The organism is Rhodothermus bifroesti (assembly GCF_017908595.1).
GTDB classification, from domain to species: domain Bacteria; phylum Bacteroidota; class Rhodothermia; order Rhodothermales; family Rhodothermaceae; genus Rhodothermus; species Rhodothermus bifroesti.
This window is the reverse complement of the sequence record NZ_JAGKTL010000001.1, coordinates 1-23,020: the sequence shown is the minus strand read 5'-3', so window position 1 is coordinate 23,020 and position 23,020 is coordinate 1. Positions and strand designations below refer to the sequence as shown.

Here is a 23,020-nt window from a genome sequence, read left to right as displayed (position 1 = left end):
GCTAGCTCCCTTTCGCCTTCAGGTGATACCGGGCGTATCCTAGCGCATTACGTAAAAGATCGCGGGCGAAGAGAAGATCGTCTAAGTTTTCGGCCAGTTGTTTGACTACCTCCAGCGCATCCCCATTGGCCGGGGTCCTGTCGTCGTACACTTGCTTCAAAAGCGCTACACAATGTTTCTGAAAGTCGTTGGCCACTTTGTCGTGCCGCGCCTTGACGTACAGGAACATGGCGTAGGGGCCTTGCTCTTCCAGCACGGAGAGCGCCTCGTTGAGAACTTTCTCCTCGATATTCTGAATCGCGGCCAACTGTCGCCCGACCTCAGCGCAGCGGATGTCCAGGTTGGTGATCGGATTAGCTTGCGGATGCATGGCTTGCCTCCTGCTTTGGTTGCGCTTCAGGCTGTCCGGCTCTGGCAGCTTGCCGTTCTTCCCCACAGCTCACTTTTTCGCTCTGCACATGGTGTTGGTTGGCATAAAGAACCCGCAACCGCCCCATGCCGCGCGTGCCCATGCCTCCGATGCCGAGATGCTCTAGGTACGGATGGGCCTTTTGGACGACTTGGTGGACCTTATCCGGATCGTCCATCTTCCCGCTATCCAAGGTTACCTCCACGTCCTTACCTCCCACCTTAAAGTGCTTGGGGTTCTTGGCAATGATCTCCCAGGCCAGCACTGTGCCGCGCGGCATGGCTTCGTAAGAGAAAAGGAATTTATCTTCGGCGGCGCCCGTTTCGGGGTTGATGGAGACCGATGTCCTCACCTCGAGGTTGCTGTTGACGACATGGATGAAGAGCTGGTCGGTCAGAAGGGCGATGCGGTCAAGAATGTAGTCGGGCACCTGCAGGGATCTCAGCTTGTCCGTCACTTTGCTGAACTGTTGGCACCGCCGCACCTCCAAAAATAGCCAGCCTAAATTCAGCTTGTTGGGTGAAGGTCGTGCTGCTTGTTGTTGAGGCTGCTGCCCCTGTTGCGCCACGTGCTGCGCGTTCCCCAAATACACCGCGTTCTCTTTCACACCGTTCACCTCCAGCCCGATCTGCCGCAGCGCCATCGGGCAGGTGACCCAGTACGGCCCCCGCCGGGTGGGCACGGGAAAGAGCAGCACCTGCGCGTCGCTGAAGGCCGCCAGCCCGGCAAAGCCGCCCGCTTGGTCTTTGCCGCGGGCAAAGCCAAAGACGGTGCAGACCGGACAGTCTGGCTGACCGCAATGCCCGAGGTAAGTACCGCCGCCCTGGCCCAGCCCGGCACAATGGGGGTAGTAAGGCCAGGTATTTCCGTCTACTTGGCGGTTGGGTTTTGCCTCGGTCTCGGCCATCGCCACATAAGTCCGATACACGCCGGCCAGGCTGGAGCCGGGAATTTTGGGCAGGCGGGTGGCCGGCTCGCGCACAATGGTCAGGTCCACGCGACCGATGCGCGCGCCGCCGGTGCCGACGTGAATCGGGTCGAGCGCGATCCCGATCTGAACGAATGGTTTGAAACTGCTCATGGGCTTACCCTCCTTTATTCACAGGGTCTCTTTCAAGACCGTCAGATGCCATTGGATGACGTGCTGGAGCAGGCCTTTGGCGGCGGCCTCCGTAAGTTCTTCCAGCGCCGCGCCTTTGGCCCCCAGGTGCTCAACCAAGAGTGCATGCACAGTGGCTTGCCAGAGGTCTGCGGATGCTTGGTCCGGTCCTTGACGCCACGCTTGGTCCAGTTGGTTTAGTGCACTCCTGAAGCGCTGCAGGGCTGTCTGGCTGGGCGCCACGCGCACCAGAAGCTGCCAGAGCGCCCTTGCTTTTTGCCAGTCCTCAGCGTAGAAAGGCTCAATCTTCTCAAAGCGCGCAGCCGCAGAGTCCATAAACAGCGTGGCCACCCGCGCGGGAGCCACGAAGACACCGTCTCCAATCTGCAAGTCAGCGGCGTATCGGTAGAGGGCACCATCAGGGTGACGGAAGTCCCTGGGGGAACGCAGCTGCTGGTCTTCTACTCGCAGGTAAGGGTAGAATACATCTTCCCGCCCGTCTGGCATTCTGAGCGGCATCATACGGACCGTCATTTGGCTGTCTTGGCGGCGCAGTTGCAGCGTAAGCACGCCGCCATACGCTTCCTTGCTTGTCATAGCCCAAGGCTTTTCCTTCTGGCTGGTCAGTGCATCTTCTAGACTGCGGGCTGCCTCTATGACGGCTTGGAAGGACAACGCGCGCTCAAAGGCCACCACACCCACATGCAGGGGCAGGCGGTCCCACACCCGAGCGAATCGCTCCTTCCAAAGGCTCAGGGCCAGGTCCACGCATTCCGAAGCGGCTTCCATCGGCACGACCACGCGGAAGCGCAGCGGAGAGACGTCTAAGGGAATCACCGGGTGATATACGCCTAAATGGGAGTAAGGGGGAGGAATCTCTTGGACTGCACCGATCACCAGCGTCTTTGCCCTTCCGAAGGTATCCTCTTCCTCCACAAGGGCCGTTTGGCCTCTGAGGACAGAACCGTGCTCCTCCGGCTTGAGCAGCCGGGCCAGGTTCGAGGCCGTGACGAAGCCGTTGAGCGCCTGCACGTAGACGAGGCTGAACTGCACATCGCGCCAGCGCCCATCATAGAGCACGCCGCCTTCCCAGCCTCTATCGCTTTTGTTCTGGTCTGGCATAATGAGCAACCGGCGCACCCGCCACGGGTTGGCGCTGCGGGCTGCGATTTGGCGAAACTCCCCGAGCAGTTCTTCAAAGAACTCCTGGGCTTCCCGCCAGAAGCGATACACCCGGCCAGGGGAGGGAAGTTTGCGGAAGAGCTGGTGCGTGAGCCATGCGGCGCGCTCATCGTCGTTCAGCGAATCCCAATTCAGGGCGTCGGAGCGATCCTCGACGATGTCCCGGAAAAAGATTTTATAGAGACGTTCCTCATACTCAGGATCGGATTCGGACTTATTCTTCGGATTCGCCCTTCTGACGTGTCGATATCCTTCCTGTAAGTTGGCCAGGAGAAGATCGTCTTCTCGAAACTTAAGTCGGTCGGCATCTTCATAAAATCGCTTTCTGATTTCCTCTACCAATTTGTTCATGAGATCAAAGGGCCGAACTGGGTTGATCTCCTGGCGCCTTTTGTTTTCGTCGCGCTGCCAGAATTCGAAGAGCACTGGGTTATACCGACTCCACTCCGGTATCGCCTGCGCCCGCAGGCTATCCACCCGCTCGCCGCTGAGCCACGGCTCCACGTCAAGGGAAAGGGTGAGCAATGCGATGCGGTTATTGGCGTCGGCCACTTCCTCGAACCAGATGGTGTCGTAAGCCGTTCGTCCGTGCAGCCAGTCATTGAGGCGATGGGCACGCCGCTCACGACACACCTTGCAGGGCCTGCCTTTGTTAGTGGAATCTCCATTGAGCCGCACCCGGCAAACTGGGCAAATATGCCCCTGACTTTCTTGGGGAACACGGTGGCATATGTTCCACGAACGATGAACCGGGATACTCAACACCTTGACCGCTTCCCTCCGTTCCTGGACCATCGGCACCAGCGACCGGGTGGGTGCGCTCATGCGCACCAGCGGCGGGGTTTCGAGATGGAGAGCCTCAGCAATGCGATCAACCTCTTGTTGCAGATACTGCTCCCATCCGTTGAGCCATGAAGCAGGCACGCTCTCATCAAACCGCTCGCCTGGGAACGAAAACACCGCCACGCTGCTGTCGCGGTAGAGCAGCGTTCCCACGGCGAGGTCAACCTCAACCAATTGCGCGACTTGCGTGAAGAACTCGTCGAGCGTCGCTTGCGCCCCTGTCCAGTCGCCGATCTTCACCGCCCGCGCCTCGTAGTGATCGGCACCGATGGCCACCGTGAGCAAGCGCCAGCGGGTTTTCTGTTTGATGGCGTCGTCTTTCCACGGGAAAGATGAGGCCTGCAGGATTCCTCCTGCCACCGCGCTTTTGAACAACGCCGCGGCCACGTAGGACTGGTCCCAGAGCGTCACGTCGTTGTTCGGCAAGCGGGTTTCGGCAAGGGTGGAGAGAAAGGCTTCCCGGATATAGGAACCGGGTCCAATGGCCTGGTCGCGCCATTGTCGCCAATGAACCACATCGCCAGCCTGCTGAGCCGCCAAATTGCTCAGCACCCGGTGCATCTCGGCCACCAACTGCTGCCAGCCGCGGGGACGGAGGATGTCGGGCGGATCGGCGAAGAGGTTCCGCTTGGGGTGGCCAAAGGGCGAAGAAAGCCACAGGTGGGGGAGGGACTGGCCGAGGTACTCGGAAGTCTTTGTGGGCAGATTCTTCTCAATCCCCGAGGCCATCCCGTGCCCGGCCTGGAGCAGGCCCAGTACGCCCGGATTCCGATCACGGTGCTTTTCGGTGAATTCCTTGATCGAACTTGGCCAAGCGTTATTGGGTATGGTGCTGCCGGAAAACGTTTTGACCCAGCCCAAGAGAGCGTCCCAAGGAAAGGGCGGCTGCTCGGCGTCATGCCACTTGAGGTCGTCGTACTGGACGTTATCTCCGCCGTGGTAACGCAGGAACTCCATGCGCGCCTTGCCGGCCATGTGCAGCCAGCCGATGGCCTCGCAGGCTAAAAGCACCGGACGATGCTGGCGCAGTTTCTCGGCAGGATCAAAGGTGCTCATGGCGGCCCTCCCTGAAACCAGCCCTGAATCTTCTTCCAGAGGTCATCCTTGCTGTCGGATGAGACGGGTTCCTGCCCCTTGCGAAAGGCCCGCCACTTTTGGATCTCTGCCGTACCCCAGCCCACGGTGCGTTTGGCCGAGATGCCGTAGGTGGTGAGGAGATTTTCAATGGCTTTCAGCAGCTTGGGGATGAATTCTTGGGGATCGGCTACCGACTTCATCCCCGGCCAGGGGGCGTAGAGGAGATGTAGCGCCCCTTTGCCGCCTTCTTCGAATTGGTCTTGGTTCTTCTGGTGTTGTTGGTCATCCTCTTGCTGGCCGCGTTCTTGCTGTTTCGGTCTGCGACCGGGTACTACTTCGTAGTAGATCGGCTGCGTGCCAGCGCGCCGCTCGCGGCTGTGGGGGTTGATCACCTCAAAGCCGATCCTGTCAAACCACGTAGGGTAAAAGATTAAGGCACCTTGATGGAAATCCCGCTCTTCGCCTTTCTCATTGCCGAAGAGGTGTAGAATCCAAAGCGGGTCGTTCCAATCTTCAAACCGTTTGCCTTCCTCCAGGTGCTTTTGCAAGCCTGCCTGCATCCGACAGGCCCAGCGGAGCATTCCTTTCCAACTGGCTGCGGCCATAAACGGCACGCCGAAGACCCGGTCCTTGCGCACCGGGTTGTCCAGCACGTGGAAGACGCGGTCGTCTTTGGAGTACCAGGGGGTGAGGAGTTCAAAGTCCACCTGCAGGCCGAGCCAGTTTTGGTGCAAGAGATTAGGCGGCCAAGGGGTAAGCGCGAGTTCGGGCGGGAGGTTGAGTGTTCCCCTTGTGGCCTGAGTCATGTAACAGCTACGCGCTTGGTTCTTCTCCTGCTCTGCTTTTTTTCTATCCTGCGCCTCTTTTTTCTGGTTATCATTTTGAGCTTGGCGTTTCCTTCCTTCGGCCTGTAGTCGTCTAATCTCGGCCTCGTGGAAAGCGACGCTACATCCATCTACAAAGCCCGCCGCCAACCCACTCGGTAGGGAACGATCCATGGGGCACGCTTGAAGCGAGCTTAATTCAGCGTAAAGGTCAAAGCTCATGGCCTTATTCCTCCACAGAGGCTCTTTAGAATCTCTTCGTCGGTCAGAAACTCGCCGTCCGCAAGATCAGGCCACGCTTGCTGAAGCCTTCGTTTCATTTTGTCAACCTCCACCGTCCTCGGCTTGACAAACCCGAACGTGCGCCCGCCTTCCTGAGGATGCTTGAAGCTGAACACCTTCTTGCTTTCCTGCTGGCGGCCGGCAAGCCATCTTTCCCATTCAGTCTTTGGATTTTCCTCGCTATAGCGCCGCGGGTGCCTACTAGTCTGTGGGCACTTCTGGGGCGGGTCATGAATATTCCCACAATCCCGGCAGTGCTTCCTTGGATCTCTACCGACCACCAGATTAAAGGTGCTTTTATCAGGAGCCGTCCGCGCCAGATAGCGACCCTTCACGCACCAGAAGTATCGGAGCGAGGCCCAGGAGAAATCCTGATCGTTATGTTCGCGGCGCCAACGGTTGTTTGAAAAATATGCTTCCAGATGTTCGCGGGTGATCTCGCGGTTTAGATTGGAAGGGCTTTCTACATAGCTCACAAGTCCAAAGTCTTGGTGATGCCTCTTCCCTGCCCACAGGTGCATCGTTTCTTCCCTGCCTTTTCTCAAAACGGTAACCTTTACCAGCTCACCATGCCGTTTGTCTAAAAGCAAAGACCTCAGCTCAGAGAGCGATCCAACAGTTTTGCCGTTAACTGATTTAATGACATCGCCTTTCTGCAAAGGGAGTCCACCTCTACTGTTTTCTACCCAAACCGAGCTGTTCTTCTCAGCAAAATCTTCTTCTCCTAGATCAGCGAGCCCCCATTGATCGCTCGGCTTCAGCACCGTCTTCCCCCCGATGGCTCCATATTCGGCAATAATGCGCAGGGTGCAGTCGAGCAGGCACCACTCCTCGTCGCATATGGGACGGAGCGGAATAAAGCGCAGGGTAAACTCCGTGCCCGCGGCAATCTGTTTTTGAATGATGTTTCCGCCGGTGTCCAGCACCACCAGCCGGAACTTGCGTGCCCAGCCGGTGCAGCCAAACAGTTCACAGACCACGCAGTGGTGGCTGGCCTTTGTCGGGTCTTTGACGGCATGATCCGGGCAGCGTACCAAGGTGGTGGGATCGCAGGCTTTGCCGTCCAGCCCCCGTACCAACACCTCGAACCACCAGCGGAGGGAACCCATGAGGCCGGTGGGGACCAGGCGTTCGCCTTGGCGATCGGCATCACCGGTCCAGATGTCGGTCAGGGCTTTAAGCTTCCAATCTTTATGGCTCATCGCGTGCCTCCGCGTTCAGCGTTGAGCGCCACGGGTGGCCGGTGCGCCGAGCCTCGGCCATGGCATCGTATATCTCCAAAATTATACGCTTGGTGCGATATTCGCCATAGCGCTCTTCATTGCGCCGGCGGAACAGGGAGGCGACGTCCCTTCGTTCACCAGCTCGTCCACGGTGGCGTCCCGCCGATACGCTGGCGACAGCTGCACCAACGGCTCCGGCCACGGCCGCTGCTTCTCCTCGAGCATCGCCCTCACGAACTCCCGCACCCGCTCGTCGCCGATATGGATGAACGAGCCGACGAAGTCATGGTAGTTAGCCAGGATCTTTGAGTGCAATTTAAGAATGCTCATCGCCACCATCCTCGCTTCTATTCACTCCACCTTCAGCCCAGCACGAGACCCCTCACCCACGTGCGCCTAGCATCACTCGAATCTCTTGGCCCCCCCGAGTCTCTCCCACAACGGCCGGCTTGCTCTTGCCTCCCACACTTTCTTTACCGGTGCCCCACGGCATGCCGCGATCAACAACAGTCCGCTCACCACAACAGACGTGAACCATCGGATAGTTCTATTCCAATGAAACGGCCGCCGCACACTCACTTGGGAGGGAACTAATGGGTGATACCGTATCGACTCGGAGTAGTGCCACAGCACGTCGTACCATCAGGAACGAGTTGCTTCAGCCAACCTCCTGTCTTGCGCCCCCGAAGGTACTTTACCAACTGATCCTTGTGAGTGCCTGTCAATCCTCTCTCTACAATCTGTGTGAAGTGTTTCCCTCTCGCAACCGCCTTATAAAAATCCCTCAACGCCTCAGGAACGGATGACCCTCTAAGCCGTCTTCACCTGTTTTTTTTCTACCCCACCCACACTGCACTCACCCTAGTTGTGCTACCGCACAGGGCAAATGGTACGCCCATCGCCTTAAGCGCCCTCAATAGGTTCCCCGTCAAAAAGCCATCTTTGAACCTACTTTGTATCGCTCAGTCCCTTTTACCATCAATCTCAAGCAGTGCTTGAGCAAATAAAAGGCTAGCACGGGAACTGGGTAAGAAAGCCATGGGCTGAACCTCCACCATCAATCAACACAGCTAAACTTTCTCTGAGGTTCGAAAAAAAACGACTCTATCAGGATCCCTATAAACCGAACTGCTTTGCTAACGGACCACGCTACAACCGCACGCGGAGTGTGTCGATTGCAAGCGCTGGTTAGATAACGCTCATTAGCAAAAAGGAAGGCGTATTGTCCAGTTCCCGACCCCATCGATCATCCCATGGCGTGTCATGGACCCGAAGCGATTTCCGAAAGGTATCTCTCTACATCTCACTCAGCATTGACATAAACGAAGGCTTTTTGATCAAGTACAAGGACCATTTTGGGCTTGAGGCCACTGTTCTCTAATTGTTGCCACCCATCTTGATCGGTGATAACAAGGCCCCGTCGATAATCATCTTTTGAAAGGGCTTGAGGGAGGTTCGTTCCACCATTATGAGGCAACGCCAGAAGCTGCCTCAGGGCTTTGTCGCTTGCGTTTAATCTAAGCCGGACTTCAGTATCTACTGCGAGAAGGCAAGCCCCCGGGGAGCTATGAATGGCCCACCTCAGCATCTCAAGCACCTCGGCCCTCTCGAGTTGCTTTTCCATAGATCCGGAGATATCCACAGCGATGAGGTCAAACACTCGTTCGGGCGTAGCCCCCGCAAGGTGGGGTGACGGAAGAACCTCACGAACAAGGTGCTGGAAATCTGTAAGTACTTTCTGCTCTCCTGGCCGGAAACATCCCAACAGTACCGTCCGCTGGCGCAGCTCATCAGGCACATAATCCAATATCCACTCTGGAGCTGCGCCATAGTTCACAAGGATCACACGTGCCTTAGGTCGTCCACGTGCGTAATCGATTAAGGCTTCCACGAAGTTCCTGACGCTGGCCCTTGCGTACTGCTTCGTCTCCACCACAACTCGGGTCGATAGCGGATTCGTGATCGGCTCCAGGGCAATCGTATAGTCAGGTTGAATCCCTTTTTTCCGACCCCTTCCAATTGGGTTCTTAAGGGGGGTACGGAGCTCACTCCAGACATGGAGGTTCCCCTCTTCACACTCAGCAGTCGCCACATGCGTACCGGAAAAGCTGAATAGCAGAGTTCCGTCTACATGATGGACTTTAGGCCTATAGGGCTTAAGGGCCTCGTCAATCTGGGTAAGCACCCAGACCTGGTAAAGCTCATGCCGCCGCCTCCAGATAGGGAGATGGAGCAGTTCTATGAGGGCTTGTGTCAGCTGCTGCACTGTTCTTGTCTGGCGGGGGATTCGAGAAAACAAATCGTTCAGCCTATTCAAAGCTGGTCGTGCACGATTAAGCCGGTCCTCAAGAGGGAATCGACGAAGGTCTTCGGCCCAGCCATAAAGGCCTATCGCCATTACCTCAGGCCAACGGTCTGAATTCAATACCCTCAGCATCTTGGGATCCCAATTATCAAAGTCGGGAAGCTCCAGGGTACGGCGAAGCTCTTCCTGCTCTTCTAAGTCAGATGGGCCGAAAGCGGAATAGGCACGAACTACGCTTTCCCAAACACGCCAGGCTCGCTCAAGCCACGTGTCTATTTCGGGGACATCAACCCGAGGTGGTTCTGGAAGAGGTTCTGGAAGGGGGAAAAGCCACTGTCCCTCGCTCCCATAACGGGAATAGGCTTGAGAATAGGCATCAAGCCACTCCCGTGTTCCCTGGGGTCGTCGGCTATAGAAGTTCTCCCAGGTATGGGGGCCAGGAAGTTGGTCACGGAAGATATGTGCTAGCCCCCAAAGTGTTCTAGAATCCCAGCCATAGACCTCAACTTGCTGCGTGATACGCCGCCATTCCCGAGCCCATTCACGAAAATGGCGGAGGTCGAATCCTAACTCTTCCGGCCCATTCCCAAAATCGAACAGCATTCGCATTCCTTCGTTAGTTCGTCTCGCTCCATGGCGGACGAAGAAAACACAAAGCTCGTTCATCATTCTGGCGTAAGGTTCTATGGCCTTAAAGAAAGCGCCGATGAACCGCTCAATTGAAACCCCTCGCGCACGGATGGCATTCGAGAAAGTGTTAATGAATCGGTCACGTGAAATCTTTCGTTCACGAAAGGCGTGCAGGAGAGCTTTGCAGAGCTTTAGAATATCCAATTTCAATTTACTACAAAGCTCTTCTACGAGCCCACTATCATAACCTTCGGGATCAAGCCCTCCCTCTTGGATAAGAAATTTAAACACTTCTTCGGCGCTTTGAAGTATGGTCTGGTTCGGATGCATGGCGTAACCTCCTCCGGTCTATCCCCAATAACTCCAGTTTTGGGAGCAACCTTCAAAAGTTTGATAATACATCGCAGAACGGAGCCTATGAAAGCAGGGGTGGTGATCTACTTATGACAGATGGCTCAGGTTGTAAGTAAGGGAAAAAAACCATCGAGTGACCCCTTCATGCATCGCTTCGGACTTGGAGAAAGTCAATGTTTTCTGGTCATAGCGGGCCAGCCTGTACCGTAACGGGTTATGCCAGCGCTCGATATGGGCCAATTGCCTCGACTGCTTATCTATCTGCAGATGTGCCTCCAGGGGAAAGACCGAGGCATCAGCCGTTCCAAAGTCGCTGGAGCTCTGATATGACCGATAGGCTTGGGGGATGCTCTCCCCAGGCTTTTGGCATAGGGCCTGGCTGCGGTCTCCGAAGACCCAAGTGACCACTTGCCGACCCCGTATTCTTGTCGTATGCTGAAGCAACGTGAATTTACGGGGCTACAGGACGATTTCGATGAGTTTGCGGGCTATTTCCCTCCTTCCACTTCAACAGCATGCGCACGGGCGGGTCTTTAGATTAACCCATACACCTTTCCGCTGATAGAGGCGAACTGCTTGCCTGGGTTTTCCGCTTTTCGGACACAAAGTGCAGAATCGCCGGCCAGGAGCGCGGAGGAACTCCGCGCAGGGACGATTCTTACAGTAGCAGTCGCTCCGTACCCACACCATCGGCTTGTTGATACGGCTGTAAGCCAACCGGTTGTCGTGCGATCCATGGTGTGGCACAGTTGCGATGCTATACGCGGGGACATCACTTACGTTCACGTCTTTCAAATCCGAGTCTGCCGTAAACAACACTCCTGGCTGTCCATTCCCCACATCAAGGAAAAATACCAGGCTTTCTTTATTCTCCGTGGTCAGACGTGCCAATTGAAACATGTATGCCGTATTGGCGGCTTTTGGAGGACGCACGTATTGGGACGGCTTGGCGCTCAGCGGCCGCAGTGGGCAACCAGGGAATACCGTAACATTTCCAACATTGAGTGGATCATGTTGGAAGCACCGCACTGGTATTCCACGATTCAGAGCGAGCCGCGCCAGTTCAAGAAGCCGTCGCACATCCTTCGCCACCGTAGAACAGGACCTCGCAACTGAAGAAGGTAAACGCCAGTACGGGTACTCCAACCACCAATACCAAAGAGGGGGATCTACAAATAACTCTAAATGGGCCTCCAAGGCTTCTATCTTGCTCTCGTCAAGGTAGGCGTCGAGGGGAAGCGCATCATGACCTTCTGTCGTTTCGTGCGCTTGGCTATCGTCCCTGATCGGTCGGCGCTCGATGAACTCGGGAAAAGCGTAACGCCAGGCAATTTCTTGGAAATCTCGGCCCTCCCGGGCTTCCGGTAGAGAGCCTTGCTTCAACGCTTTGAGCAACTGCTCCCGGAGAAATAAGATTGTTTCCCCTGGATCGTTGGGGAGATTTTGAAGCGTTTCTAGCCAGGTCCCAGGAAGCCACAGTTCTCTGCAAAGCAATTCGCTCTCGAGAAAACCGATAAGCCCTTCGGTGTGGTCCGCATCGTTGTGCGTACACACAAGAACATCTACCCCGGAGGAACCGGTGTATCTCCGAAACAACTGAGGCAATTGGGTTCTGGAACGGCCCCCATCCACGAGCACTTTGAAACCAGCATCCGACTCCGCGTAGAATGCATCGCCTTGTCCAACCGGAAGAGCAATAAACCTCATGTCAGTTCCTACGCATAGGATTGTAGCTCGCCTGTGTCATCGCGTGCCTCCGCGTTCAGCGTTGAGCGCCACGGGTGGCCGGTGCGCCGAGCCTCGGCCATGGCATCGTATATCTCCAAAATTATACGCTTGGTGCGATATTCGCCATAGCGCTCCTCGTCCTTGCGGCGGACGATGGGGAACTGGTCCAGGATGTAGGCCACGGCCTCGCGGGGCGTGGGGAAAAGAGCCCGGAGCTCCGGGCTGGCCTCTTTCTCCCACTCCTCGGGCGTGCCCAGGTAAAGCAGGAAGAACAGCGCGTCCAGCTCGGCCCTGAGCCAGAAGCGCCGCTCGGGATCGTAGCGGAAAGGTGGGCCGTCGTAGCCCAGGTCCTCGGCGAAAGGTTGGAGGTCCCAGGCGGTGTAAGTGAGCTCCAGCACCCGCGGGCGCACGAAGTCGGCCACGGTGGGCGGCCGGGACCGAGGGGGCAGCGGCGAGGGCTCCCGCTCCCACGGGAACGGCAGGGGCTGCTCGAAGGCAGAGGGCGGGAGGACCGGGAGTTGCTCGAAGATGAAAAAGTTAAGGTGTGTTCCCCCAACCTTCTGGCGCGCCACGAAATCCAATGCAACACATGACAGCACTACGCCAATATAGGAAGATACCGCCGACTTCGTTATGATGAGCGGGTAGTTATTCCCCACCCCGACCCTCGGGATGACGGCGGCGATGACGGTGCGCTCGTTGGTGGTGTTGGTAATATCCCGCCACCCCAGAAGCCAGCCCCGGTCCCAGCCCTTCGTCTGTAGGCGCTCTTCCACCTCCTCTTCGGGCACCCAGTAGCGGGGCAGCACGCGGTAGTTGGGGTCGGCCAGGCGTTCCAGGGGAACCTCGGGCAGTTGGGTGCTCTCGGAGCCCTCCGGCTGCATGGCGTAGTCGCCGAAACGGTGGTCAAACTGGTGCACCATCTTGGCCTCGTACAGGGGCAGGTAACGCTCGGCCCCTCTCACGAAGACGTTGCCGTCCAGGCGAAAGCCCTCGGCCTCCAGCTCGGCGCGGGCGCGGAAGAGGTGGGAGTCGTTGGCCATATGGAACATGGCCAGGAACCTCACCCCCCACGGATTCCCAGTCTCCCCCTTGGCCTCTTCCACCAGCACCGGCACCCGGCGGTAGATGTGTTTGGTGAGCTCGGCGTCCCGGCGGCTGCGGAAGATGGGGGCGGTGCGGGTGTTGGGGTTTAAGAGGCGGAAGTCTTCGGACGTGAGGGTGAAGCGGCGCTCCGGGTCGGAGAGGTCCCTGGCCTCGTGGAGGAAGAAAGCGAACTCGGCAGCGGACCCAGGACAAGGAGCGGGCCGTGAGCGTTCGTCGGCCTTGCGCAGGGCGAAGAGGCAGAACTTGTAGCTGCGGTGAATCGCCGGGAAGATACCCTTCCGGTTCTCAAAGTCATATAGGCTCACCAGTTCCCCCTTTGTGACCACCTCGGCGAAGAAGTGCTTGTTGGTGTCGTCGGTGGCGATGCCGGTAGGGACGATGATGCCCAGGCGTCCACCGGGGCGTAGCACGGCCCGCATGCGCTCGGCAAACACCGAGTATGTGTTAATGTCGCCCCGCCCGGTTAAAGGGTAAAAGCCGCTCCCCCGCAGGAAGCGGCTGGTGCTCTCCGCGGCGTGCAGGGCTTGCTGGTACTCCCGCCAGAGTTCCGGGTTCGTCTTCGGCAGCTGGTCGATGCGCTTCTTCCGCTCGGCGGCGTTGGGCGCGTTGGCGATCTCGGGGTCACGGGTCGAGAAAAACTCCTGCTCTTGGAGCTTGATGCGCTCCCACGGCGGATTCCCCAGCACCACGTCGAACCCGCCGTCGGCGAAAACCTCGGGAAACTCGAGGGGCCAGTGGAAGAAGTGCAGGCGCTGGGCCAGGCTGTCGGCAGCGCCTGCAACCCTGCCGTCCAACGATTGGCCAGCCAGCGCCCTCCTCACAGTGTCGGTGGTGATGGCCAGGCCTCCGGGCTTCATCTCCTGGAAGAAGGCAGCGGTCCAGAGGTTGGCGGCCTTCCGCATAGGATCCAAGGACTGTTGGACCTGCCTGTGGCGTTCTGCCTTCCGGGCAATTTCCTGTGGCGTGTCGTCGGGTATGGCTTCCACATCCAGGGCCGCCAACGCGCCACTTAGCAGCGCATCCTCTAGGGAGCCCCCGAAGAGGCCCATCTGGCCGGACCGCTCCTGGGCGTTCCGCTGCTTGAGGGCGCGAGCCACCGCTCGGTCGTCGCCCCCCACCGGTTGATAGGCAGCATCGGGAATCCCCTCTCTCAGTGCAGCCACATCCAGGACCCCCACCAGGCTGTCGCCGCACCGAATGCGGTGGTCTAGAAACGTGAGCGGCTTGCCCTTGGCGTGGCTTTCCAGCCACAGCGCCACCCGGCATAGCTCCACCGCCAGCGGGTTTTTGTCCACGCCGTAGATGCAGTGGGCGATGACCTCGCGAGTGGCTTCGCGGAGGACTTCCGGCGATGGCTCCTCCTCCTCGGTCCGGACGCGGGCGAGCTCTTTGCCCAGGCGTCGGGCGGCGGCGAGGAGGAAGTGACCAGAGCCGCAAGCGGGGTCGAGCACACGGATGGAGAGGATGGCACGTTCTTTCTCTTGGAGAGTTTTGGTGGACTTCAAGCGTTCCGCCAGCACCGGCTCTAGCGCCGAGCGGATGAGCTCTTGAACGAGCTCCGGCGGCGTGTAGTAGGACCCGGTGGACTTGCGCTCTGAACCGTAGGCCAGCTCAAAACGGGGCACGCTGCCGGAGGTGTCGATCTGCGGGTGGTAATCCAGCAGGCTTTCGTAGACCGAGCCGAGTTCTTCGACGTCGAGCGCGGCATAGTTGACCCGCCGCCACGGCTGCGATTCGCGTTCCCGGTAATACGCCAGATGCCAGAATGCTTCCAGAAGATCACGATTGCTGATTGTGTAGTCATCTAGATCGAGAGTCTCGAAAAGTTCGCCGTTAAGCGGCGCGACGCCAAGCATAGAAGCAAGTTGTTCGTTTGCCAGCACCTTCCAGAGGACCTTGAGGCTGCACCAGAGGTCGTCGTGATCGGTGTAGGCGCTGCGGCGGTCAAGGAACCGGCGCAGCCGGCCCACACCGTAGTGCTCACGGTAGATAGGGTTGGTGCTGATCAGGCCGCGGTCTTCGGAGACGAGCAGGAACAAAAAACGGTAGACCAACCGCAGGAGTTGGCGGTAAAGCTCCTCGGGGGAAAGACGATGGGTAGCATCGGCAGGCGCCAGGATGCGCTGCCGGAGTTCTCCATTGGCTGGATGGGCGAGGAAGCCATTGGCGAGCCGCTTGAGGCATGCTTCAACTCCGTCGCGCAGGCGTTCGCGCACGCGCCCGCCCTGCTCCAGCGAATGCTGATAGTACTTTTCGAGCCAGCATTCGCCGGCGTCCGCAACACCTTGCGGGAGGCGGGTGCGATGCAGGAGCCGGTAGAGCACCACAAAGTCTTTGAACCGCTGCTCCTCCATGATCTGCGCGAGGTCAAACTCCACATAGGCTTGGCGGCGGATGTAGGTGCTGTCGCGCAGGAGGCGCAGGGTCACACCGTTGGTGACAATGCCCCAAAGCTGCTCAGTGCGGTTCAAGAACTCCTGCACCAAAGAGTGCGGTGCGAGGCGAGGGCGGCCCGTGGCAGCGACCCGTCCCAACTCCTGCCGGGCACCCACGATGTGCACCGGTGGGGCGTCCTCGTTTTCTCCGGCGCGGTGGGAAATGGCAAAGCTTGCTCCGTCTACGTCGTAAGCGCGAGGGTTGTACCGGAGTTCGTAGTCCAGGAGGCTGAAGAAGGGGATCATCCAGGCGTCTCGGGTGACGGACGTCGCCAGGTCGTTTTCCGGCAAATGCTCAAGCCGGCGGTGGAACTTCTCCCACTGGGCGCGGGCATCGGCAAAAACTTCGGCGATTTTGTCCGTCAGGCTCCGCCGGCCGTCCACCTCAAAGTACTGGAGCTTTTGCCCGGGAAGCTCGCCGTAAAAGAGCTGATCGAGGATGTCCGGCCCCAACAGGCCGCCTTCGATATGAATGGCTGGAAACGTACTCATGGCTGCAGCATCGGTTGCAGGACAAGAATGCCCAAAAGGTCTGGCGGAAGCTGAGGCTTCACTTCAAGCTCCCGCACGCGCATGGACACCGCCTGTCGGATCCGTTTGTGGCTCTCAAGCAGTTGCCCAGCGCGTCGGTCAATCCGCTCTCGCACCCCCTTTTGGAAAGCATTATCTCTGCCCCACTCGCTACTCGTGCCTCGCCATTCGCCAACCTGCTCCAGCGCCCGTTGCACCAGCTCGCGCTTTTCCGCCAGCGGGATGTTGGCATCCGGCTTCCCTTTGGCAAGAAGGCACAACGCCTCGTCGTCCTCGAGCCATTGGAGAGGGCTATTTCCGCCTCCTCGCCAGCCGACCACCAGCACCTCTTCGGATAAAAGAGGGGCTCTCTCGGGCAGCTGGAGGAGGTAGCGCACCCGCAGCAGCGCCAGCGTGGTCAACGCGCTCACGGCCCGGGTGCGAATGGCGCCGCAACGGGAAACGGTGAGCTTTTCCCGACCGGCGAGCGCATCCTCTAAGAGGAAGCGCGCCAGGGCGGTCACGAAGCGGTGGTTGCGGCCCAGATACTCGGCGCCCTCGGGGGTTGGGGACTCGAACGAAACGAGCCAGTAGCCAGTCCTGGCGGAGGGTAGGGCCAACCGAATCGCCTCGGGAAGAGTTGCGATTGCTTCTTTCGACACAGCCACCCGAAAAACCCCCAAGCGGCGATCGGGTGTAACCGAAAGGCCCAACCGCTGGGCGGCTGCGAGCACAAACTCGCGCACTGCCGCCGGGTCGCCGAGCACCGCATCGGTGGCTTCCAGCTCCCGCTGCACCTCTTCGGGCTTGAGGGCACGCTGGGCGAAGCGGGTGCGGTTAATTCGCTCGCGCTCCACATCCTGGTCCCATCGGCGATGCAAGGCTTCCACTTCAGGCAAGCCCAAGTCCAGGGCCAACTGCCGAGAGGTCTGCCGCCGCGACCGAAGAAACAAGGCTTCGAGGACGGCCTGAAGGACGCTTTCGCCCTCCTGGGGCACGGGCACATGAGTGCCTAGCGTCTGGTGGATGAGCCACGCCTTTTCAAGAAGCACCTGAATGACCGCGCCGTCTACGGGGTTATCCCTGCCGAAGAAGCGCACCACCTTCACGCGCTTAGCCGGCTGGCCGAAGCGGTCCACCCGGCCTTCGCGTTGTTCAAGGCGGTTCGGGTTCCACGGCAAGTCGTAATGGACCGCTGCGTTGAACTTTTCCTGGAGGTTGATCCCCTCGGAAAGGCAGTCGGTGGCAACTAGGACCCGCGGTCGGTCGGCGTCGATCTCCGCGATCTTGATCTGCCGCTCATCGTAGGGCACGCGGCCGGTGATGCATACCACCTGAACATTGGGGCCAAGAGCCTGCTTCAGATGTTCCTTCACATACTCTGCGGTAGCCACATAGCGGCACCAGAGAATGGGATGAAAGCCCTCCTGCAAGAGGGATTGCACGATTTCGATGGCCCGGCGAAGTTTGCTGTCCTGGTCAGGTCCGCGGAGTTGCTCGGCCAGGCGAGCCAGCTCCCGGAGCCGGCGTCGGTCGGTGTCGGCTAGGGTCGCCTCGGTTGCTTCCACCGGCAGGGTGGGTGTCTCGTCGTCGGTGCGATTCTCCGTCGACTCGAGCACATAGGAGGAAAACTCGGGCTCTTCGTCGCCTTCCACAGCCATGCCAGTCCGAGCGGCCAGCGTGGCCACGGCTGCCGCCGGGCTGGACATCACACAGCGCAACAGCGCCAGCGCCCCCCAGTAGCGGACCCGCCGTTTGCGCTCCTCGAGCCGTTCGCCAGTGCGCACGATCTCGGAGCAAAACGCGTAGGTGCGATCGAAGAGCTCACGGTACCGGTCCGAAAGCTCGTAGGTCTCGTCCATCGGCTCGCGTTGGGGGAAGGGGGCTACAGGTTCCCAGGTGGACAGGATGTCGGCCCGCGTGCGCTGCACGAAGTGCTTGGCGAGGATATCTCGCTGTTGTTCATCCAGCTTGGCGATGTTCCATTGGGCCGATTCCGGGCACAAGAGGCCCAAGAGCGAGCGGAAAGCGTCTTCTTTGCCGGAATGCGGGGTAGCCGTGAGCAGGATGAGGTGGCGCTCGGGGTTCCTGGCTACGTCCCGAAGGAGGGCATGGCGTTCTTGCTGGGTGCGCCCTTGGGCGTCAGCCGCGCCGTGGGCTTCATCGACGATCACGAGCTCGGGGCAAAACTGAAGAAACTGGTGTCGGTTGCGGTCGGTCTTGACGAAATCAATGCTCGCCACCTGGACCGGGAAGTACTCGTAGATGCTTTTTCCTGTCGGCACTTGGCGCTCGAGTTGGCTTACGGTGCCCGAACGGATGACCACCGGATCGAGGTTGAACTTTTGCGCTATCTCCACGGCCCACTGGTCACACAGATACGGCGGGCATAGCACGCAGAAGCGCCGAATTTCGCCGCGGTCGTACAGCTCTCGGGCGATGAGCAGTGCCTCGATCGTCTTGCCGACACCAACATCATCCGCGATAAACAGCCGGACTGGATCCAGCCGCAGCGCCATCAAAAGCGGCACAAACTGGTAAGTCCGCGGGCGGATCGAAATGCGACCGAGCGATCGGAATGGCGTGGCACCTTCGCGCAAGGTGAGCCGCGCCGCCTGCCAGAGGAGATGCACGCTTTGGGCGTCCGATACGTCCTCGGCCTTTGGCAAGGGAAAGGTCGCAGGCTCAACGCGCTCAAAAGGAAGGCTGTAGCCGACGAGGTTCACCAGGCCCTTGTGGACCACCACCACGTCCTCTTCGGTACCTGTGAGTGGGCGCAGAAGCCATACCTCTGGGTTGTCTGAGGGCAGCAGCACCCATTCACGGTTACGGCATCGAACGATACTGCCGGGAGTCGGATGCATCATACGGGCGCTTTTGCTTATCGTTTGGTTCTATGCCAGAAGGGCTGTTCGCCATCGGGGTGAGGTTGTCTGCTTCGGCGCGGACCGCAAGAAATTGTTGGCGACGCGTTGGCGGATGCGGCGTACGACATAACCGAGCGCGGAATGGCAGCCAGCGGTGCCTTTTGACGCTGTGAATATAATCGCTCTTGTTCGGGTAGAGCGCATCTGCACGTATGTCTGCCCCTACATTAGGGCTCCATCGGAGGGGTTGGTGGCACATGCGTGCTCAAAGGGGCGGCTGCAGGCGTAGCCGATCGGTCGGGCGGCTGAAAGCAGCGGCGGCAGCGCGGCTCGTACCGATCGGCGGCGCCAAGAAGCACACGCCCCGTTTCGTTCGTTAAGCGCTGCGAATGGTTGGCCGGGGCACCACAGACAGCACAGATGGCGTGCAGCTTGGTGACGTACTCAGCTACGGCCATAAGCTGGGGTATCGGCTCAAACGGTCGACCTAGGTAATCTTGGTCTAAGCCAGCCACAATCACCCGCTTGCCCTCGTTGGCCAGCTGCTGGCATACGTCGACCAAGGTCATGTCGAAAAACTGCGCTTCATCGATACCTACAACATCGGCGGAAGCCGCCAGCAGTAAAATTTGCTCAGCTGTTTCCACGGGCGTTGAACGTAGGGCATTCTCGTCGTGCGAGACCACGTCGGTCTCGCTGTAACGGCGGTCCATACACGGCTTGAAGACCTCCACCCGCTGACGGGCAATCTGCGCCCGGCGCAGCCGCCGAATGAGCTCTTCGGTTTTACCGCTGAACATCGAGCCGCAGATGACTTCAATCCAGCCTACTGGGCCACCGCGATGCAAAATTAGAGGTTCTGTAGACATACGCTGATGTTGTCTGCCTTAACTTGCGCTGCACCTGCAGCAATTAAGATACGGGCAGTTGCTGGTAGTTTCCATGAGGTATAGGTACCGCCAGCAACCGATGTGTCTTTATTTGCAGGGAAAAAAACCTCTTAAACCCATAACCTGATGCATTAGAACCATGCGACGTATTCTGTGTGTACTAAGTTTTGGGCTGGGGGTAGTCCTTCCGGGAATGGGACAAAACATGCGCGGCGATTTGGTCGACGTTAGCGAGGCTTTTCAACGGCTTGACCCCGTTTATTTCATTCCGGCACGTACAGAAGCTTTTGATCCAGCGACGGGGCAGGGCCAGCTGCGCTGGCAGCGCTACGAGCGGCAGCCTAGCCTTTCGTTTGGTAAGATCGACCGGCCCCTAGTGCGTGCCCAGTCGACCGAATTCCCAGCTACCGAGTACGACCAGGATCCTGTGCTGCCTTTCAGCATCGAGCCGGTCTCTGCGCAAAGTGTACGACTGCGTTTGCTAACGCGAGCAGCTCAGGCTGACGATGCACCGTCGCTTATGCTTGCCGGACCAGTACCCCGCGACACGCGTTGGCAGGTGCATCAGACCGATAGCCTGATCACGCTCACCAGTCCAGCAGGCTATCAGGTATGGCTTTACCGGGATCCTTGGCGCATTGCGTTTTATGCACCCGACGGACGCCTGCTTACGCGTACGATGACGCTTCAGGAGCCAGCCACGTTTGCCTTCGACCGCGTGCCGTTTTGCTACATTCGCCGCTCTGAAGACCTAAGCCATTGGACGGCCGCTACCTTCGAACTTGCCCCTGAAGAGAAGCTCTTCGGCACAGGCGAATCGTTTACGCGCCTTAACAAACGCGGTCAAAAAGTTGTGGCCTTTTTGCGCGATGGCATGGGCGCTCAGAGTCAACGCATGTATAAGCCTATCCCGTTCTTCCTAAGCAGCCAGGGATATGGCGTTTTTGTTCACACCAGCACGCCCGTCACGTTCGACTTTGGCTACACCTTCGACCAGTTCAATACGATCTATACCGGCGATGAGACGCTCGATTTGTTTTTCTTTTTTGGCACGCCAAAGCAGATCCTCTCAGAGTACACTGCTTTAACAGGGCGGAGTCCTGTGCCTCCGCTTTGGTCCTTTGGCCTGTGGATGAGCCGCATTACCTACGATTCGGAGCAACAAGTGCGCGAGGTAGCCGCCAAGCTGCGGCAGCATCGCATTCCGTCCGATGTCATCCATCTAGATACGGGATGGTTTGAAACCGACTGGCGCAACGATTATCGGTTTTCAACCTCTCGTTTTACAGATCCCGCCCGAATGATAGCGGACCTAAAGGCGCAAGGATTTTACATTTCCCTTTGGCAATTACCCTATTTCTCTTCCAAAAATCCGCTCTATGCAGAGATTGTAGAGAAAGGGCTGCATGTGCGCAGCGAGAATGGACGCTTGCCTTTTGAAGACGCTGTTTTGGACTTTTCCAATCCAGAAGCTGTAGCCTGGTATCAGGAAAAGCTGGCCGCCTTGCTTCGCATGGGCGTGGGGGCCATCAAGGTGGATTTTGGCGAAGATGCACCGGTAAATGGGATCTATGCCTCGGGGCGAACCGGCTGGTACGAGCATAACCTATATCCGCTGCGCTATAACCAAGCAGCTGCTGAGATTACCACACGTATCACCGGAGCTCACCTCATTTGGGCCCGCAGCGCTTGGGCTGGCAGCCAGCGCTATCCGCTGCACTGGGGCGGCGATGCCGAGAACACCAACTCGGCCATGGCAGCTACGCTGCGGGGCGGACTGTCGTTTGGCCTTTCGGGATTTACGTACTGGAGCCACGACGTAGGTGGCTTTGTCGCACAGCCGTCAGCCGATCTGTATCGCCGCTGGCTGGCCTTTGGGGTGCTGAGCTCGCATGTGCGCTGCCACGGCGCACCGCCTCGAGAGCCCTGGGCTTATGGCGACGCTTTTATGGCTGACTTTCGTCGGACGGTCGAGCTTCGGTACCGCCTGATGCCCTACCTTTATGCCCAGGCGGTGCGGTCTTCAGCAGAAGGGCATCCCATGCTCCGAACGCTCTTTTTTGAGTTTCCCGACGATCCTACCTCCTGGCTCATTGAGGATCAATACATGCTTGGCGAAGCGCTACTGGTAGCTCCACTGTTTGCAGACAACGCCCGAGCGCGTCAGGTATACTTACCCCCAGGCACCTGGATCGATTACCAAAGCGGTCAAGTCTATGAAGGTGCGCGCTGGCATACGATCGAGGCTGGAGCTGTGCCCATCATAGTGCTGGTGCGGGATCATACCGTGCTGCCCCATATTGAGCTAGCACAGTCAACCTCAGCAATGAATTGGCGCCGATTGGAACTGCAGGTGTTCAGCACCGATGGCGCACCAGCAACAGGGTGGGTTGCACTGCCCGGCCAAGAAGCCCAGGCCCTGACGGTAAGGTTTGAGGAAAAAAAGCCTGTGCTGCAAGCAGATCCTTTCCAGGGAAGCGTGCAGTGGACGTTTCAGGTGCGCACAGTAGCAGTTAACTAAAAACCCTTGGGGTGCCTGGCACCCCAAGGGTTTTTACATGCGACCTTAGTTTATACCCAGAAGGAGAAGTAGAGGTAGATGGCCAGGACCAGGCCTAGCACGATGGTGGTGAGCACAACGTCCCGCCAGTCCCAAGTGCGCCGACTATCGGCCCGGTCCTGAGCAGCAACCGAACCAAACGTCAAGCCCCGAATCTTCTCTTCCGGCGGCGGCGCTGTGCGCAGCGACACCCCCACAATCACCAACACACTCACCAAAAACAACAACCCCGAAAAATAATACCCATTAAACGCCCCAATAGCCCCCAAAAACGTCGCAGCCGACAAAGCCCCACTTTGCACCATCGACTGCAAGGTCAACTTCCCCATCCCCAACACAAACCCTACCGCCAACCCCCAAACCGCTCCCTGCGCATTAATACGCCGACTTGCCAATCCCAACAAAAACACCGCCGTGATCGGCGGCGCCAAAAAACCCTGCACGTTCTGCAAATAATCGTACAATCCCGCCTTCGACTCGGCCATCACCTTCATGATCGGAATCCAAAGCAAACCCAAAGCCACCACCACCGCCGTGGCCAAACGACCTACCCGCACCAACTCCCGCTCCGGTCGACCCGGCCGCAGCTTCTCGTAAACATCCACCGTGAACAGCGTCGCACACGAATTAAACAACGACGACAACGACGACATCAACGCCGACAACAACCCCCCAACCACCAAACCCCGAAGCCC

At 58.5% G+C, this 23,020-nt stretch carries 14 protein-coding genes; 2 read left to right on the top strand and 12 right to left on the bottom strand.

Going from position 1 to position 23,020, the window contains the following annotated elements; all coding sequences use genetic code 11:
- Window position 1: 1 nt before the first annotated feature.
- From J8E65_RS00065 to J8E65_RS12695, 8 genes are all read right to left on the bottom strand, one after another.
- Window positions 2-370 (bottom strand): hypothetical protein, encoded by a 369-nt coding sequence (locus J8E65_RS00065; protein WP_210373318.1) that lies wholly within the window; start codon window positions 368-370, stop codon window positions 2-4.
- On the bottom strand, window positions 354-1,490 hold the full coding sequence (gene cmr4 / locus J8E65_RS00060; RefSeq protein ID WP_210373317.1) for a type III-B CRISPR module RAMP protein Cmr4: 1,137 nt from the start codon (window positions 1,488-1,490) through the stop codon (window positions 354-356). Before cmr4 ends, J8E65_RS00065 begins: the two co-directional genes overlap by 17 nt.
- Before the next feature lie 18 nt (window positions 1,491-1,508).
- The gene (locus J8E65_RS00055; RefSeq protein WP_210373316.1) at window positions 1,509-4,589 is read right to left on the bottom strand and encodes a CRISPR-associated protein Csx11; all 3,081 of its coding nucleotides are present in this window, start codon (window positions 4,587-4,589) and stop codon (window positions 1,509-1,511) included.
- Window positions 4,586-5,416, bottom strand: a complete 831-nt coding sequence (locus J8E65_RS00050) for an RAMP superfamily CRISPR-associated protein (protein WP_210373315.1) — start codon at window positions 5,414-5,416, stop codon at window positions 4,586-4,588. The genes J8E65_RS00055 and J8E65_RS00050 overlap by 4 nt, the downstream gene beginning before the upstream one ends.
- Before the next feature lie 236 nt (window positions 5,417-5,652).
- Window positions 5,653-6,918: a type III-B CRISPR module RAMP protein Cmr1 gene (gene cmr1, locus J8E65_RS00045; RefSeq protein ID WP_210373314.1), complete on the bottom strand. Its 1,266-nt coding sequence runs from the start codon at window positions 6,916-6,918 to the stop codon at window positions 5,653-5,655.
- A gap of 81 nt (window positions 6,919-6,999) precedes the next feature.
- A complete protein-coding gene (locus tag J8E65_RS00040) occupies window positions 7,000-7,269 on the bottom strand; it encodes a hypothetical protein (RefSeq protein WP_210373313.1) in 270 nt (89 codons plus the stop codon).
- A gap of 973 nt (window positions 7,270-8,242) precedes the next feature.
- Window positions 8,243-9,853 carry a vWA domain-containing protein gene (locus J8E65_RS00035; RefSeq protein WP_210373312.1) on the bottom strand — a complete coding sequence of 537 codons (1,611 nt, stop codon included), beginning with the start codon at window positions 9,851-9,853 and terminating at the stop codon, window positions 8,243-8,245.
- A gap of 462 nt (window positions 9,854-10,315) precedes the next feature.
- Complete coding sequence (locus J8E65_RS12695; protein ID WP_210373311.1) at window positions 10,316-10,636, bottom strand: IS1 family transposase; 321 nt, start codon at window positions 10,634-10,636, stop codon at window positions 10,316-10,318.
- An 837-nt stretch (window positions 10,637-11,473) separates the two neighbouring features.
- On the opposite strand from J8E65_RS12695, the gene J8E65_RS12535 reads away from it, so the two are divergent.
- Complete coding sequence (locus tag J8E65_RS12535) at window positions 11,474-11,596, top strand: hypothetical protein (protein ID WP_262896810.1); 123 nt, start codon at window positions 11,474-11,476, stop codon at window positions 11,594-11,596.
- A 347-nt stretch (window positions 11,597-11,943) separates the two neighbouring features.
- Here J8E65_RS12535 and J8E65_RS00025 read toward each other — a convergent pair whose 3' ends face one another.
- The 3 genes from J8E65_RS00025 to J8E65_RS00015 all read right to left on the bottom strand — a co-directional run bounded on the left by J8E65_RS00025 (window position 11,944) and on the right by J8E65_RS00015 (window position 19,744).
- The gene (locus J8E65_RS00025) at window positions 11,944-15,990 is read right to left on the bottom strand and encodes an Eco57I restriction-modification methylase domain-containing protein (protein ID WP_210373310.1); all 4,047 of its coding nucleotides are present in this window, start codon (window positions 15,988-15,990) and stop codon (window positions 11,944-11,946) included.
- Window positions 15,987-18,875: a helicase-related protein gene (locus J8E65_RS00020; RefSeq protein WP_210373309.1), complete on the bottom strand. Its 2,889-nt coding sequence runs from the start codon at window positions 18,873-18,875 to the stop codon at window positions 15,987-15,989. Before J8E65_RS00020 ends, J8E65_RS00025 begins: the two co-directional genes overlap by 4 nt.
- A 227-nt stretch (window positions 18,876-19,102) precedes the next feature.
- The gene (locus J8E65_RS00015) at window positions 19,103-19,744 is read right to left on the bottom strand and encodes a thymidine kinase (RefSeq protein ID WP_237181469.1); all 642 of its coding nucleotides are present in this window, start codon (window positions 19,742-19,744) and stop codon (window positions 19,103-19,105) included.
- A gap of 160 nt (window positions 19,745-19,904) precedes the next feature.
- Between J8E65_RS00015 and J8E65_RS00010 the strand changes: the two genes are divergently transcribed.
- The gene (locus J8E65_RS00010; protein ID WP_237181468.1) at window positions 19,905-22,286 is read left to right on the top strand and encodes a glycoside hydrolase family 31 protein; all 2,382 of its coding nucleotides are present in this window, start codon (window positions 19,905-19,907) and stop codon (window positions 22,284-22,286) included.
- 50 nt (window positions 22,287-22,336) lie between these two features.
- Here the strand turns inward: J8E65_RS00010 and J8E65_RS00005 are convergent.
- A partial coding sequence (locus J8E65_RS00005; RefSeq protein ID WP_279308389.1) for a sodium:solute symporter family transporter occupies window positions 22,337-23,020 on the bottom strand: 684 nt, incomplete at its 5' end.

Bases quoted from the DNA above. Each gene is read 5' to 3' on its own strand.
- J8E65_RS00025 (WP_210373310.1), bottom strand. From the start codon at position 15,990: ATGAGTACGTTTCCAGCCATTCATATCGAAGGCGGCCTGTTGGGGCCG.
- J8E65_RS12535 (WP_262896810.1), top strand. From the start codon at position 11,474: ATGACCTTCTGTCGTTTCGTGCGCTTGGCTATCGTCCCTGATCGGTCG.
- J8E65_RS00015 (WP_237181469.1), bottom strand. From the start codon at position 19,744: ATGTCTACAGAACCTCTAATTTTGCATCGCGGTGGCCCAGTAGGCTGG.
- J8E65_RS00050 (WP_210373315.1), bottom strand. From the start codon at position 5,416: ATGACTCAGGCCACAAGGGGAACACTCAACCTCCCGCCCGAACTCGCG.
- J8E65_RS00040 (WP_210373313.1), bottom strand. From the start codon at position 7,269: ATGAGCATTCTTAAATTGCACTCAAAGATCCTGGCTAACTACCATGAC.
- cmr4 (WP_210373317.1), bottom strand. From the start codon at position 1,490: ATGAGCAGTTTCAAACCATTCGTTCAGATCGGGATCGCGCTCGACCCG.
- J8E65_RS00010 (WP_237181468.1), top strand. From the start codon at position 19,905: ATGCGACGTATTCTGTGTGTACTAAGTTTTGGGCTGGGGGTAGTCCTT.
- J8E65_RS00065 (WP_210373318.1), bottom strand. From the start codon at position 370: ATGCATCCGCAAGCTAATCCGATCACCAACCTGGACATCCGCTGCGCT.
- cmr1 (WP_210373314.1), bottom strand. From the start codon at position 6,918: ATGAGCCATAAAGATTGGAAGCTTAAAGCCCTGACCGACATCTGGACC.
- J8E65_RS00055 (WP_210373316.1), bottom strand. From the start codon at position 4,589: ATGAGCACCTTTGATCCTGCCGAGAAACTGCGCCAGCATCGTCCGGTG.
- J8E65_RS00020 (WP_210373309.1), bottom strand. From the start codon at position 18,875: ATGATGCATCCGACTCCCGGCAGTATCGTTCGATGCCGTAACCGTGAA.
- J8E65_RS00035 (WP_210373312.1), bottom strand. From the start codon at position 9,853: ATGCGAATGCTGTTCGATTTTGGGAATGGGCCGGAAGAGTTAGGATTC.